15 protein-coding genes are annotated in these 14,136 nt (G+C 60.6%); 11 read left to right on the plus strand and 4 right to left on the minus strand.

Going from position 1 to position 14,136, the window contains the following annotated elements; genetic code table 11:
* The first annotated feature begins 32 nt into the window (after positions 1-32).
* From FB555_RS08870 to FB555_RS08900, 7 genes are all read left to right on the plus strand, one after another.
* Positions 33-911 (plus strand): phosphoribosylaminoimidazolesuccinocarboxamide synthase, encoded by an 879-nt coding sequence (locus tag FB555_RS08870; RefSeq protein WP_182485153.1) that lies wholly within the window; start codon positions 33-35, stop codon positions 909-911.
* Positions 908-1,588, plus strand: coding sequence for a membrane protein YczE (gene yczE, locus FB555_RS08875; RefSeq protein ID WP_182485122.1), 681 nt, complete (start codon positions 908-910; stop codon positions 1,586-1,588). The genes FB555_RS08870 and yczE overlap by 4 nt, the downstream gene beginning before the upstream one ends.
* 81 nt (positions 1,589-1,669) lie before the next feature.
* Positions 1,670-2,563: a VOC family protein gene (locus tag FB555_RS08880; protein WP_220475932.1), complete on the plus strand. Its 894-nt coding sequence runs from the start codon at positions 1,670-1,672 to the stop codon at positions 2,561-2,563.
* Between the two features lie 372 nt (positions 2,564-2,935).
* On the plus strand, positions 2,936-3,280 hold the full coding sequence (locus tag FB555_RS08885) for a hypothetical protein (RefSeq protein WP_182485123.1): 345 nt from the start codon (positions 2,936-2,938) through the stop codon (positions 3,278-3,280).
* Positions 3,281-3,385: 105 nt separating this feature from the next.
* Positions 3,386-4,240 carry a tryptophan 2,3-dioxygenase gene (kynA, locus tag FB555_RS08890; RefSeq protein WP_182485124.1) on the plus strand — a complete coding sequence of 285 codons (855 nt, stop codon included), beginning with the start codon at positions 3,386-3,388 and terminating at the stop codon, positions 4,238-4,240.
* Positions 4,241-4,263: 23 nt separating this feature from the next.
* On the plus strand, positions 4,264-5,301 hold the full coding sequence (locus FB555_RS08895) for an amidohydrolase family protein (protein ID WP_182485125.1): 1,038 nt from the start codon (positions 4,264-4,266) through the stop codon (positions 5,299-5,301).
* On the plus strand, positions 5,298-6,632 hold the full coding sequence (locus FB555_RS08900) for a kynureninase (RefSeq protein WP_182485126.1): 1,335 nt from the start codon (positions 5,298-5,300) through the stop codon (positions 6,630-6,632). Before FB555_RS08895 ends, FB555_RS08900 begins: the two co-directional genes overlap by 4 nt.
* Positions 6,633-6,668: 36 nt before the next feature.
* On the opposite strand, the gene FB555_RS08905 is transcribed toward FB555_RS08900, so the two are convergent.
* The 3 genes from FB555_RS08905 to FB555_RS08915 all read right to left on the minus strand — a co-directional run bounded on the left by FB555_RS08905 (position 6,669) and on the right by FB555_RS08915 (position 8,844).
* Positions 6,669-6,947 (minus strand): type II toxin-antitoxin system RelE family toxin, encoded by a 279-nt coding sequence (locus FB555_RS08905; RefSeq protein ID WP_182485127.1) that lies wholly within the window; start codon positions 6,945-6,947, stop codon positions 6,669-6,671.
* The gene (locus tag FB555_RS08910; protein ID WP_182485128.1) at positions 6,944-7,213 is read right to left on the minus strand and encodes a type II toxin-antitoxin system Phd/YefM family antitoxin; all 270 of its coding nucleotides are present in this window, start codon (positions 7,211-7,213) and stop codon (positions 6,944-6,946) included. The genes FB555_RS08905 and FB555_RS08910 overlap by 4 nt, the downstream gene beginning before the upstream one ends.
* 125 nt (positions 7,214-7,338) lie before the next feature.
* Positions 7,339-8,844, minus strand: coding sequence for an LssY C-terminal domain-containing protein (locus FB555_RS08915; protein ID WP_343046443.1), 1,506 nt, complete (start codon positions 8,842-8,844; stop codon positions 7,339-7,341).
* Between the two features lie 131 nt (positions 8,845-8,975).
* Between FB555_RS08915 and purS the strand changes: the two genes are divergently transcribed.
* From purS to purL, 4 genes are read left to right on the plus strand one after another with little or no spacing between them, the layout of a single operon-like run.
* The gene (gene purS / locus FB555_RS08920; RefSeq protein WP_182485129.1) at positions 8,976-9,227 is read left to right on the plus strand and encodes a phosphoribosylformylglycinamidine synthase subunit PurS; all 252 of its coding nucleotides are present in this window, start codon (positions 8,976-8,978) and stop codon (positions 9,225-9,227) included.
* Positions 9,227-9,928: a phosphoribosylformylglycinamidine synthase subunit PurQ gene (gene purQ / locus FB555_RS08925; protein WP_182485130.1), complete on the plus strand. Its 702-nt coding sequence runs from the start codon at positions 9,227-9,229 to the stop codon at positions 9,926-9,928. Before purS ends, purQ begins: the two co-directional genes overlap by 1 nt.
* Positions 9,929-9,939: 11 nt before the next feature.
* Positions 9,940-10,476 (plus strand): DUF3817 domain-containing protein, encoded by a 537-nt coding sequence (locus FB555_RS08930; protein WP_182485131.1) that lies wholly within the window; start codon positions 9,940-9,942, stop codon positions 10,474-10,476.
* A 46-nt stretch (positions 10,477-10,522) separates the two neighbouring features.
* Entirely contained in the window at positions 10,523-12,814 is a 2,292-nt protein-coding gene (purL, locus tag FB555_RS08935; RefSeq protein ID WP_182485132.1) for a phosphoribosylformylglycinamidine synthase subunit PurL, read from the plus strand.
* Positions 12,815-13,123: 309 nt separating this feature from the next.
* On the opposite strand, the gene FB555_RS08940 is transcribed toward purL, so the two are convergent.
* Positions 13,124-14,041 carry a PDDEXK family nuclease gene (locus tag FB555_RS08940; protein WP_182485133.1) on the minus strand — a complete coding sequence of 306 codons (918 nt, stop codon included), beginning with the start codon at positions 14,039-14,041 and terminating at the stop codon, positions 13,124-13,126.
* Between the last annotated feature and the right edge of the window lie 95 nt (positions 14,042-14,136).

The following is a 14,136-nucleotide window of genomic DNA, read 5'->3' on the forward strand; positions in this document are numbered from 1 at the left end:
AAGCAACAACCGGATTTTCGAGCGGCGAAGAACTGAGCTTGCGCGGGTGGGACCACGCGTATTCCGGCAAGGTGCGGGACCTCTATGTTCCTGCCGGTGAATCTCTGGCAACGACCCCCAGAATTCTGGTCGTCGCCAGCGACCGCGTCAGCGCTTTTGACCACGTACTAGAACCGGGCATCCCGGGAAAGGGCGCCCTCCTCACTCGCCTGAGCCTGTGGTGGTTCGACCAACTCGACGTTCCGAATCATTTAGTGCCAGACGACCTGCGCCCGGAAGCAATTCCTGAAGCGGTTGCCGACCGCGCGATGCTCGTGGCCAACCTCGACATGTTCCCGGTGGAATGTGTCGTGCGCGCGTATCTCTCCGGTAGTGGCTGGCTCGAGTATCAGGAGTCCCAGAGCGTCTGCGGCATTGCGCTCCCCGTCGGGCTCCGTGATGGTGACAAACTTCCTGAACCGATCTACACCCCCGCGTGGAAGGCCCCGTTCGGTGAGCACGACGAGAACATCACGTTCGAGCGCACCGTCGAACTCGTCGGTCTCGAAGTTGCCACCAAGCTCCGGGACCTGTCGCTCAGCATTTTCACTGATGCCGCCGCGATTGCCGCCCAGCGCGGAGTCATTTTGGCCGACACCAAGTTTGAGTTTGGCGCCGACCGCGAGACCGGGGTCATCACCCTCGCCGATGAAGTACTCACGAGCGACTCCAGCCGCTACTGGGATGCCGAGGCTTACGCCGCAGGAACCACCCCGGCGACAAAGATGCTGAGCTTCGACAAACAGATCGTGCGCAACTGGCTCTCGACCAATTGGAACAAGCAGGGGACCCCGCCGGTGCTTCCCGCCGATATCGTGGCGCAAACATCCGCCAGGTATCGCGAACTTATCGAACGGATGCTCGGTAAATGATCTTCGCACGCCCACCCGTAGGCGGCGCTCCGCTGTGGCGACGGCTCGTGCAAGTTTTGATCGGGCTCGTGCTCTACGGTTTCTCTGCCGCACTCATGATTCGTGCCATGATCGGCCTGGACCCGTGGGACACCCTGCACCAGGGACTCTCCGTTATGACAGCCGTGCCGTTTGGCATTGTTGTCATCATCGTGGGGGCCGGAGTTCTCTTGCTCTGGATTCCCCTTCGGCAAAAGCTCGGCATCGGCACCGTGCTCAACCTGATCATCATTGGGCTGGCGATCGATTTCTTTTTGATGGTGCTGCCAGTGGCATCCGGTCTCAAGGTCGGCCTGGTTCTCTTTGTTATTGGTGTGGCCCTGAACGGCCTCGCCATTGCGCTCTATGTGGGGGCAGGGTTGGGAGCTGGTCCACGCGATGGCTTGATGACCGGCCTCGTGAAGCGCACCGGCAGACCCGTGTGGCTCGTGCGCACGGCCATCGAGATAACCGTTCTGGTGGGTGGCTGGATGCTCGGCGGCACCATCGGTATCGGCACCGTCATCTATGCCCTAGGCATCGGGCCGGTCGCACACGTGTTGATGCCGTACTTTGCTCTGGATGCGAAGCCGGGGAGCGGGGGAAATCGCGGGCAAGCCCTGGCGCGGCTTGAAGCGGAAAACCCCGAGGGCCACTAGGCCCGAATTTTTCTTTCTCATTCGGCGAGAAGTTGTGGGCGGAAACGGGCATAAAAACGGCTTTTGTGCGTTTACGTAACCATGTACACGAACCTCCTCGAACCGGCCACCCGCATGGGTACCGTCACTCTGCGCGTCGCGAACCTTGATTCCATGACGTCCTATTATCAGGATGTCGTGACACTGGACATCCTGAGCCAGACGCACGAGACGGTGACGCTCGGACGCCACGGCGTTCCCATCGTGAATCTTGAGTACGCGCCCGAACTGCAGCACGCGGCTCCCGGGCAAGCTGGGCTGTTTCACACTGCCATCCTCTTTGAGACGCAAGCCGCCCTCGCCGCCGCCGTGTACTCGGTAGCGACCAAGGCGCCCTCCACGTTTACTGGCAGTAGCGATCACCTCGTGAGCCAAGCGTTCTACTTCAATGACCCTGAGGGTAACGGCATCGAGCTGTACTGGGATCGCGACAAAACCGCGTGGAGTTGGACCCACGGGTCGATCGAGATGGCGACCCTGTACCTGGATCCGAATAAGTTTCTCGAGGAGCATCTGAGCCCCGAGCTGATTGACGACCCTCGGGTGGGCGGCGTCACCGTGGGGCACGTGCACCTCTCCATTGGCAATATCGCTCAGGCGCACGAGTTCTATGTGACGCAGCTGGGCTTCGAGCAAACGGCCGCCTTTGGGCCATCTGCCTTGTTCGTGAGCGCGGGCGGCTACCACCACCACATGGGGCTGAACGTCTGGAACAGCGCCGGGGCTGGGCGTCGTCAGCGCACCTTAGGGCTTGGGCAAGTAGATGTCATTGTTCCCACCGCGGATGCCCTCATGGAGACAAGCGAACGCCTCGTGAACTTTGGGCGCGACGTGCGGCACGACGGCGAGACCCTCTTCGTCGATGACCCGTGGGGCAACCTGATTCGCCTGAGCGCGGAGCCACCGGTTGTTGGTGGGGTTGCTGGTCGAAAGTAGATACCCGGTTTATTTCTGCAAGAGCAAGACACGGGCGGCTTTTCCTCCACAAGGCTTGATCCGCGTCTAGATCTCAACCGTTTCTTGCTTCAAGAATTTGCGCGTCCTCGTGTCCGTACCTTCGAAACATGGGACGACAAAACGGGTATTGGAAACGCCATCCGAAGAAGGACCTCCAGGCTCTCCTGCTAGCCCTTGATCAGAGCGGTTGGTACATCCTCGATCCGCCCACTTATTACAAAGCACTGTGCCCCTGCCCACTTCGCCACCGCACAACCATTCATCTCAGCCCGAGCAATCCTCGTTATGCCAAAGAAAAATTGCGATACTTAGTTTCCACGACCTGCTTCACGAATCTCGGAGGTAACTGACATGACATCTATTCGCATGTCCATGACGTTCAACGTGACCGGTGCCGCAGACTTCGACGCTCACATCGATGACGTGATTGAGAACTTGCTCGAGCTCGAGGCAGCGGATGCTCGTCTCAGCGACAGCGACATCGAAGCAGTGCTGACCGAGGGTCTCCTCACGATAAACGTCTTAGCCACCGACACGACTCTGGACGCCGCGAGCACCCTGGCCAATTCAGCGATTCGTTCGGCCATTCATGCGGCAGGTGGCGCAACTCCCGAGTGGGACGCGATGGCGACTGACGCCGACTTCGTCACGACGGCCGAGTACAGCTTCATTGATCAGGTTCTCGCCAAGGCCTAGGCTTGCGCCGCAGCATCCGGCCGTTATGAAAGTATTTTCGGCTCAGGGCTGACGAAGACGGGTGCCCAATAGATAGTGTGATGTCTTCGAGCTGGAAGGCACCCCATGGGCGTTGAGAACAACACGCGCGCGATTGAAGACACCGTCGTCACAGACTTCACCGACCGCATGAGCTACAGCGGATACCTTGATTTGCCGACCTTGCTGGCGGCGCAAAAACCGCTCAGCGTTCCGGAGCATCACGACGAACTGTTGTTCATCATCCAGCATCAGACCACCGAGTTGTGGATGAAGCTCGTCATCCACGAGCTCGAGGCCGCACTCGCGTACTTGCAGGCCGACGACCTCCCCCACGCGCTGAAGTGCGTCGCCCGGGTCAAGCACATTCAGAAGACGTTGACCGAGCAGTGGTCGGTGTTGGCGACGCTGACGCCCAGCGAATACGCCCAATTTCGGGGAATGCTCGGCAACTCGAGCGGGTTTCAGTCGTCTCAATACCGGGCCATCGAGTTCATGTTGGGCAACAAAAACGAGAAGATGCTGGCCGTCTTTGAGAGCGATGCGGATGCTGCGGCCCTCCTGCGTCGCACCCTCGAGGCGCCGAGTCTCTACGACGAGTTCCTCCGATTCTTGGCCCGTCAGGGGCACGCGATTCCGGCGTCGGTTCTCGAGCGGGATGTGACGAAGGCGTGGGTCTTCAGCGAAGAATTGATGCCCGTGTTCATCCACATTTACGACGAACACGAAACGAATTGGGCAGCGTACGAGGCCTGTGAAGAAATGGTGGACCTCGAGGAAAATTTCCAGTTCTGGCGCTTTAGGCACCTGCGCACGGTGCAACGCATCATCGGTATGAAGATGGGCACCGGCGGAAGCTCCGGAGCACCTTTCTTGCAAAAAGCACTCGAGCTGACGTTCTTTCCCGAGTTGTTTGCCGTACGCACCGAAATCGGTAAGTAGCCTCGGCCCATGATGTGTGTCTCATGAGCTTTCTGCAGCATTCCTCCCGTGCCCGCATTATGTCCACCGGCGAGCTCGGCACGCGCGTGCCACTCCTCGGCGACGCCCACGTGCACCTCGGGCTGATCGATCAGACGCTGTTACTGGCGGGAGGCATTGGGCGCGTGCAGGAGCTGGGGTGGATCCCTGAAGTCGCGGCACAGTGGCGGGCAGACGCTGATGCCGCGGCGAGCACAGATCCCGGTACTGGCGGGTATCCAGAGATCTCGATTGCGGGAGCATTTTTGACAGCTCCCGGCGGGTATCCGAGTGACCGCGCGTGGGCACCGGCTGGGGCGGTGCGCGCGGTACAGAGTGTGGCCGATGCAGGAAATATTGATGCGCTGGCGGCGGTTGCAGAGCAGGTGGCGGTGGGGGCATCCGTTATTAAAGTTACCCTCAATTCGGATGCTGGACCGGTCTTGGATGACGCCACGTTAGCTGCGATCGTTCTTAGTGCCAGCAGCGCCCAACTGCGGGTCGTCGCGCACGTCGAGGGAATCGGTCAGTGTGCTCGGGCGATTGCGGCCCGGGTTGACGTGTTGGCGCATACGCCCTTTACGGAATCGATACCGGATGCCCTGCTCAAGCAGGCCGTGGTTCAGGGCCAGCAGTGGATCAGCACCATCGATATTCATGGGTATGGCACACCGGATGCTCGGCAAACCGTTTCTCGTGACATCGCCCTCGATAATCTTCGACGCTTTGTGGATCTTGGCGGAATAGTGATCTACGGCACTGATCTCGGCAATGGGAAACTCCCCGTTGGCGTGAATGCGCGCGAGGTGCGGGCGCTGCAGGGTGCGGGAATGTCAGCGGATGACGTTATGGTCGCGATGACGGCGTGGTGGCGGACCATGCCGTTAGGTGACTCTCTCGTTGCGGATGATTCCCGGGGGAACGAGAGGGTCACTTTCGTCCCGGGGCCAGGCGTTCCCGAGAATTTTGCCGGCTCGGCAGATTTTGCCGACTGGCTTTCCCATGCGCGTGTCGTGGCCGCTCGAGAACTGGAGAACTTATGAACGATTTGACCCCGGATGCGACTTCGACTGCCCAAGCACTCTTTGCCCGCGCGCAAAAACTCGACGCGGCCGACCCGCTCGCGTCTTACCGTTCACTGTTTTATGGCACGGATCCTGCCACCGCCGCGAACACTCAGGGCATGCCCATCGCGTACTTCGACGGCAACTCGCTCGGCCGGCCGGCTCTCGCAAGTTTTGACCGCATCGAGAAGTTCTTGCGCGCCGACTGGGGAACGCGGCTGATTCGCAGCTGGGACGAGCAGTGGATGGAGTTGCCGCTCGAGCTCGGCGATGCTCTCGGGGCTGCGGCCCTCGGCGCTGCCCCAGGTCAAACTTTTATCGGCGACTCCACCAGTGTGCTGCTGTACAAGTTGGCGCGCGCCGCGGTTGCACCTCTGTCCGAGGATGTTGAGCGGGCGAAGAAAGCCGCTCACCCCATTGCCGCCGGCCGCGGCGGACGCACCGAGATCGTCGTGGACAGCGATAACTTTCCCACGGACCGCTACCTACTGGAGGGCATCGCGGCCGAGCGTGGAATGACGTTGCGGTGGATCGACGCCGACACCTCCGCCGGGGTGACTCCCGAGCAGGTTGCCGCCGCCCTGAGCGAGAAGACCGCTCTCGTTCTGCTGAGCCACGTGGCGTACCGCTCGGGATTCATGGCCGACGGGCCCGGCATTACGAAGCTCGTGCACGATGCCGGCGCGCTCATTCTCTGGGATTTGAGTCACTCGGTCGGCTCCGTCGTCGTGGAGCTCGACGCGTGGGGCGCGGATCTCGCCGTGGGCTGTGGCTACAAATACCTGTGCGGCGGCCCCGGGTCACCCGCGTTCGGGTACGTGCGCGCGGACCTGCAAGACACCCTCGAGCAACCGATTCAGGGGTGGATGGGCGTAGCGGATGTCTTCGCAATGGGACCCGAATATGTGGCGGCTGCGGGCATCCGCCGTTTCATCACCGGCACTCCCCCCGTTATTGGCATGCTCGCCCTGCATGACCCGATCGCGATGATTGCCGAGGTCGGGATCGCCGCGATTCGCGCCAAGTCGATTGCGCTCACCGAGTTTGCCATTGAGGTGACGGATGCCCTGCTCGCCCCCTTGGGCGTCACCCTAGCTACTCCCCGCGAGGCATCTCAGCGCGGTGGCCACGTGACTCTGAACCACCCGGCCATGCGTGAGGTCAACGCCGCTTTGTGGGAGGTCGATGTGATCCCCGACTACCGTGACCCGCATGGCCTGCGTATTGGGTTGTCTCCGCTGACCACTTCGTTCACCGAGACGCACCTCGGTATGCTCGCCGTGCGTGATGCCCTGCTGCGTCTCGCGTAGCGCGGCTGGTTTAGCTCGGCTGGTTTAGTGGTTGGGCTAGAGGCTGCGATATGCGTCGGCGCGATGGGCGATGCGCATCACGTGGACTACCAGGGCGCTCTCGTCAATGCGAACGAGGACCCGGTAGGAGATGCCCACATACCCGGAGCGCAGACCCTGTAACTCAGCGCCCAGGGGCTTCGTCACACGCATCGGATTCTCCGCCAGCGGACCATCTAGGAATCGGAGAACGGCGTCGACAATCTTCGGGCTCAGCCGGCCAAGAGCACGGGTAGCCGGGAACGAAATCTCGACCCGGAAACGTTCATCCGTCATCGCTTGGTCAGCTGCGCTCGAACCTCATCCAGAGTCAGCATCCGGCCGGAACTAACCTCGGCTTCCGCCTCGGCCATCTCCGCTGCATGCGTCGGATCTGAAAGCCACGCTAGGGTCTCTTGGAGCGAGTCCAAATCCTCCGTTGAAATCAGTACCGCCGCCGGCTTCCCGTGGCGGGTAATGATGACCGCATCATGCGTCGACTCGACGCTCTCGACCAGCATCGAGAGCTTGTCTTTCGCTTCACTTACCGACATTGTCTGCATGGTGCAATCGTGCCATAGTTTTGGCCAAAAAAGTAGCTGATATTTAGGCTCATGAGTGTTCTGTGCAATCAGCGAGAGGACCTAAATAGAAGAGAATCGCTCGCGGAGCGAGCAGGCCTTCAGCCTTAACGGCGAGAAACGCGTGGCGGGCGGGCGGCAGCGCGCTCGGCACCACGATCGCGGGCGTAGCGCTGCGCATCCTCGCCCGAGAGTGCAAGCAGTACCCCAATGTCGAGGCTGAACGCCACGAGACCACTCTGAAGGGTGAGGCTGGCGTCACCGCTGAACCGCACGATGGTGATGGCAATGGTGAGCGTGCTGATTGCCATGGCTACCAGACGCGACCACGTGTGCCCCTTGAACACGCTCACGGTCAGCCAGATCGGAATGATCGTCACCGCCAAGAAGAAGACGGCGAGCGCGATCACGGCCCACATGGCGAAGGTCTCGGTGACATCGCGCCCGTCGAACATCACTCGGCCCGTGTCGTTGTCTGCCACAAGGTGGGGAAACAGACCACCGATAAGGTCAGCCAGCAGGATGAACCCCACGGATAACCATGCACCCGAGCGCAGCAGGAGCAGGATGGCTCCGACGGCGGTCCCGATGGGGCGTACGGCTCGGATGAGGGTCGTGGGTTGAGCATCCGTGTCATGTGAGGTTGCAGATATTGACGGTGTTACGGATGCTGCCGCTGGCGCCAGATCAAACGTCAGGGCGATGCCCCGCAGATCGACAATCGGGAGGGCGCCATCGGTGATGATGCTGTCACCGCCGCCATTGCGGGAATGGTAGCCGGTCGAGAAATTCTCGATGACATTGACCGTAATGTCGCGTGTGACTTGATCTTCCTGCACATGTTCCAGGGTCTGCACAATGTAATCGCGTTCAATGTCAGTATCTTGCTCGATCTTGTGCGTGACCTGCAGGGTGAAGAGGCTGAAGCCAACGGTACGGTCGTAGGTTGCGCCGGCAACCCAGTCGACCCGGTGACCGCCAGGAAGGAGCCAACCGTCAGGGGTTTTCCAGAAGCGAACATGGTGACGTTGAGACGGATTGCCTGCGACCTCCCGCTGATAGGCAAAGTCGTGAACGCGACCGAAAACGTAGAGGTTCGAGACCGGCGCCTCCGGATAACTTTTGCGCCTGAGTGTGGAGGAAATAATGCGTCGCGTCGACTTCGAATCGATGGGATCGGCAGCGGTCCATCCCGCTCTGGTCATGGCAGTGTGCAGTTGCATTTCGGTTCCCAGGAACCCGAGGTTCACGGGGTCGCCGAGCATTCCTTCGCGGGTGCGGGCACGGCCAATGAAATAGTCGGGCAGGTAAATGCGCGAAAGAGCGGTGTGAACACGGGGCAGGACGAGATAGGCGAGCAGCACGTAGATCGGAATGATGAACCAGATCTGGGTGAACCCGAGCGTGACCGACTGGGTGATGAGCAGAACAATCAGCCACATGGCGGACAGCGTGCCAATCAAGAAGAAGGTGCCGTCAAGCAGACGCCTCAACCGGCCGCGGGTGTCGCTCAGGTTGCGGTATCCGGTTGCTCCAGACACACCGACGCGGGCGAGTGCATCGCGAAGGGCTCTCTCTGCTTGAGAGAAGTCTGGAATCCCTTTTCGTCCCACGGCCTAATTCTACCGGCGGCGTTTCACGCGAGGCTCGGCGAAAAGTCAGTGAAAACTCGAAATCTTGGTCACTGCAAGGCCGGTACACTGGAGGTATCCCCCTGTCGCTCGCGAACTCGCTGGAGTAGCTCATGCCCATCATCGTCGTAGAGGTCATGCCCAAAGCCGAAATTCTTGACCCGCAGGGCAAGGCTGTCGCTGGGGCTCTGACCCGTCTTGGTTACACGCAGTTTTCGGCCGTTCGTATGGGCAAGCGGTTCGAACTCACGGTCGAGGGTCCGGTCACTGCCGAGACTCTGGCCGCCGCCAAAGTTATCGCCGACGAGATCCTCTCCAACGCCGTCATCGAAGACGTCGTCAGCGTCACCGAGCTAGGCGCGTAATGCGCATCGGCGTCATCACCTTCCCGGGCTCGCTCGACGAGCGCGATGCCCAGCGCGCCATACGTCTTGCCGGCGCCGAGCCGGTGGCTTTGTGGCATGGTGACCACGACATCCAGAATGTGGATGCCATCGTGCTGCCCGGTGGTTTCAGCTACGGCGACTACCTGCGTGCGGGGTCGATCGCCAGCCACGCGCCAATTATGGCCGAGGTCATTGACGCCGCCAACAAGGGTGTTCCCGTGCTCGGTATCTGCAACGGATTCCAGATGCTGGCCGAGGCCCGTCTGCTCCCCGGCGCCCACACCCGCAACGCGCACCAGCACTTCATTCGCCGCGACCAGAGGCTACGCGTCGAGAACAACACCACCGTCTGGACCAGCAACTTCGAGCAGGGTGCAGAGATCATCATTCCCCTCAAGAATGCCGATGGCCGTTATATAGCGGATGCCGAAACCATCAAACGCATCGAAGGCAACGGACAGGTCACGTTCCGTTACGTAGGGCTCAACCCCAACGAATCCATGAACGACATCGCTGGCGTCTCCAACGAACGCGGCAACGTTGTCGGCTTGATGCCGCATCCGGAGCACGCGGTGGAACCGGGCTTTGGCCCCAACACTGCCGTGGCCATGCGTTCGGGACTCGACGGGCTGAAGTTCTTCACCTCCGTCATTCAGAACACTCTTCTCGCTAACGCGTAGGGGTTGATGGTATGACGACAACTTCGGCAGGTTCTTCGCCCGTATCTCGGGCGGAATCCGCGCCCGAAACCACGGCATCGGCTGCGGGCTTCACCCCGCGCAAGCTGTATCGCATGCTTGCCATCGCCGAAGCCATTACGTGGACTCTGCTCATCGCCGGGTTAATTCTGCGTGCTACCGTTAATCTAGACGCCACCTTGTTCACCACGATTGGTGCCGTGCACGGATTCGTGTTCATCTCCTATGGAGCAACCGCCATTTTGGTCGCGATCAACCAGCGCTGGCACTTCGGGCTGGGCCTGTTGGCGGTCGTGACGGCGATCATTCCTTATGCCACGATTCCGTTTGAACTCGTGATGGAACGTCGGGGGCTGCTGACCGGAGCATGGCGCCTCACGAAGACGGATGACCCGCGCGACAACCACTGTTTCGACCGTTTCGTGCGCTGGTTCTTGAACCGGCCGGCGCTATTAGTCTCGGCCATCATTGTCGCCATCGTTCTGGTCTTCACCATCCTGCTGACGGCCGGGCCTCCCGGCGGTAAGTAGTTTCAGCATCCGAAATGTTTGTCACTAAAGAGAAGGGACGTCACGCGTGAGCACCCACGTCGCCGACACCGTTGAGAACGCCATTGCTACTCCCGACAAGGAACAGCCCTATGCGGCACTGGGCCTGAAGCCCGATGAGTACGCGCAGATTCGCGAGATTCTCGGCCGTCGCCCAACCAGCGGTGAGCTCGCCATGTACTCGGTGATGTGGAGCGAGCACTGCTCGTACAAGTCCAGCAAAATGTACCTTCGACAGTTTGGCCAGAAGGTCTCTGAGAAGATGAAAGAGAAGCTCATGGTGGGCATGGGCGAGAACGCCGGTGTCGTGGATGTTGGCGAGGGCTGGGCCGTGACATTCAAGGTGGAGAGCCACAACCACCCCAGCTACATCGAACCATTTCAGGGTGCGGCCACCGGTGTGGGGGGAATCGTGCGCGACATTATTTCGATGGGCGCCCGCCCCGTAGCGATCATGGATCAGCTGCGTTTTGGCGCCATCGATCACCCCGACACGGCGCGCGTTGTCAACGGTGTCGTGAGCGGAATCAGTTTCTACGGCAACTGCCTGGGGCTCCCCAACATCGGTGGCGAGACGTATTTTGACTCCGTGTATCAGGGCAACCCGTTGGTCAACGCCCTCTCGGTCGGGGTGCTTCGCCACGAAGACTTGCACCTCGCCAACGCGTCGGGCGTGGGCAACAAAATTGTTCTGTTCGGAGCGCGCACCGGTGGCGACGGCATTGGTGGAGCATCCATTTTGGCATCAGACTCGTTCGATGCGGCCGGCCCGACCAAGCGCCCCGCGGTGCAGGTAGGCGACCCCTTTGCTGAGAAGGTTCTCATTGAGTGCTGCCTCGAGCTCTACCGTTTGGGTCTCGTTGAGGGAATTCAAGACCTCGGTGCCGCCGGAATTTCGTGTGCGACCAGCGAGCTCGCCGCGAACGGTGATGGCGGAATGATTGTTCATCTCGAAGAAGTTCTGCTGCGCGACCCGACGTTGACAGCTGAAGAGATTTTGATGTCCGAGAGCCAGGAGCGCATGATGGCGGTCGTGGAGCCCAGCAAGCTCGACGCGTTCCTCGCGGTTGTTGCCAAGTGGGATGTGGAGACCAGCGTGCTCGGTGAGGTGACTGACACCGGCCGCCTCATCATTCACCACTTCGGTGAAGAGATCGTCAACGTTGACCCGAGTACTGTTGCCGTGGATGGCCCCGTTTACGAGCGTCCCGTGGCCTACCCCCTATGGCTCGATGCACTTCAGAAGGATTCTGCCTCGACTCTGCCGCGGGCTACGTCTGGGGCGGAGCTGCGCGAGCAGGTCATCCGCCTCGTTGCCAGCCCCAACTTGGCCGACAAGAGTTTTATCACCGACCAGTATGACTATTTCGTCATGGGGAACACTGCACTGAGCTTCCCGGATGACGCCGGCATGATTCGTGTCGACGAGGAATCGGGGCTGGGCTTTGCCATCGCGACGGATGCCAACGGTCGCTACTGCCAGCTCGACCCGTATGCCGGCGCCCGGCTTGCTCTGGCCGAGGCTTACCGCAACGTTGCGGTCTCCGGCGCCGTTCCGGTAGCCGTTACCGACTGCTTGAACTTTGGTTCGCCCGAGAACCCCGAGGTCATGTGGCAGTTCAAGCAGGCCGTTGAAGGCCTGGCCGACGGATGCCTCGAACTCGAGATTCCCGTCACCGGCGGCAACGTCTCCTTCTACAATCAGACCGGCGATCAGCCCATCTTCCCCACCCCCGTGGTCGGCGTTCTGGGCATCATCGACGACGTCGCGCGCCGCATCCCGAGCGCCTGGCAAGACGAGGGTAACAACATTTACCTGCTGGGCTATACCCGTGATGAACTGGATGGGTCGGCCTGGGCCGGCACCATTCACGACCACCTGGGCGGCCTCCCTCCCATCCTCGACCTCTCGACCGAGATGGATCTCGCGGGTTTGCTGCAAGGTGCCGCTATCGAAAGCCTGGTGCTCTCGGCCCACGACTTGTCCGACGGAGGACTCGCTCAGGCCCTCGCCGAGAGTGTCATGCGGTTCGGCGTCGGGGCACGCGTGTGGCTCAACGACATCATCGAACGAGATGGCGTGGATGCGACGGCAGCACTCTTCTCGGAGTCGACCGCCCGCGTGCTCGTCTCCGTTGACCGCGAAGACGACGTGCGCTTCGTGGGTCTCTGCAACGCGCGCAATTACCCTGTTCTACGCATCGGCGTCACCGACCAGCGCGGTGACGACGCTGTGCTCGACGTTCAGGGCCAGTTCATCATCCCGGTCTCGGAGATTCGCGAGCGTAGCAACGAGACCCTGCCCAAGTACTTCGGGTAGTCAGCACGGCCTGCGACTCGAGTACCTCGCCTGCCCAACAGTTCAGCCGCTCTGTTTAAGAGTGTCCGCCTGGCGGCGGGCCTTCTATGCCCTTTGGTACTTCCTTTTTGATGCCCTTCGAGTGATTTAACCTGTCCGTGCGACCCTTCGTCAGCCGGCCTTCACCGAGTAGTCAAGTTTCGCGGGGTGCCGACACCGAACCTTCACTGAGTCGTCACCTTTCGTGGGCTGCAACCCTCCTCAAGCCGCGAAACGTGACTACTCGACGCACGATGTCGTTACTGAAGCCACGAAACGTGACCGGTCGGTTCATCGTCCCCGGTGCGCGGCATCCGCCAATGCCTCGCGGATGAGAGCTGCCAAGACCGTCGGGCTCGCCATGTGTTTTAGATTGATGCGGATCACCCTCCACCCTTCCCTCGTAATCCGCTCAAGCCTGTCGATGTCGATGTAGTACTGGGCACGGTTAGTGCGATGTTGATCGCCGTCGTACTCGAGGACGAGGTTGTACTCGGGATAGGCCAAATCAGCATGAGCAACTACGCGACCCGCGCGACTCCGTATGGGGACATTAATCATGGGTTCGGGCATCCCTGCCCTCACAATGAGGAGGCGCAGCATTGTTTCCCGTGCGGAATCTGTGCGCTCCCTCACGAAAACCAGGGCGGCCTGAAGCTGTCGGAAGCCACGCTGGCCGTGCCAACCGTCAACCGCTGCGATCAATTCTGTCACTGTCACTCGAGGCGCCTTGCGCGAGAGAAGTCCATCAGCAACGATTACCAGGTCATCCAGACTCATCATGGATCCGAGCTGGCGCAAGGTTGCAAGCGGTGTCGTAACTCGAAGATTGCCGAGCATAAAGGTGTCGGGGGTCCCAGTGTGTCCACGGATGTAACGCCCACGAGGTGCCCGTTGGGACGGCTTTGTTGTGACGTGAAGTTCACACCGTTCCCGTAATCCCAGCGGGAGCCGCAGTCCCAACAGTACGGCCGCGGTCGAATGACTGAAGCAATGGCTTAAAGACATCTTTGTCGCGTAGGCCTGCGCCAGTGAAGTAACGTCCTTTCCCCATCCCCGAGGGACAATCACGCCGTGGAAGATGTGTTCAAGATCGGCCGCACGCAGGCGAGCAGGTGTGATCCCCAACTCAAGACCTGCTCGAGCAACATAAGGTTGGCCGCGAAGCGAGACGGGCAATGGGACGGCGGAATCTCTCCGTGATGACATGGGTCGAGCCTGCGGGACATAACGCGGATGCCGTGGTCCCTCCATCACAACTGTGGAGATTTACTGGGATGCCCAGCACTGCAGGAGAGGAGGCC

Source organism: Alpinimonas psychrophila (assembly GCF_014137865.1).
Lineage (GTDB): Bacteria > Actinomycetota > Actinomycetes > Actinomycetales > Microbacteriaceae > Alpinimonas > Alpinimonas psychrophila.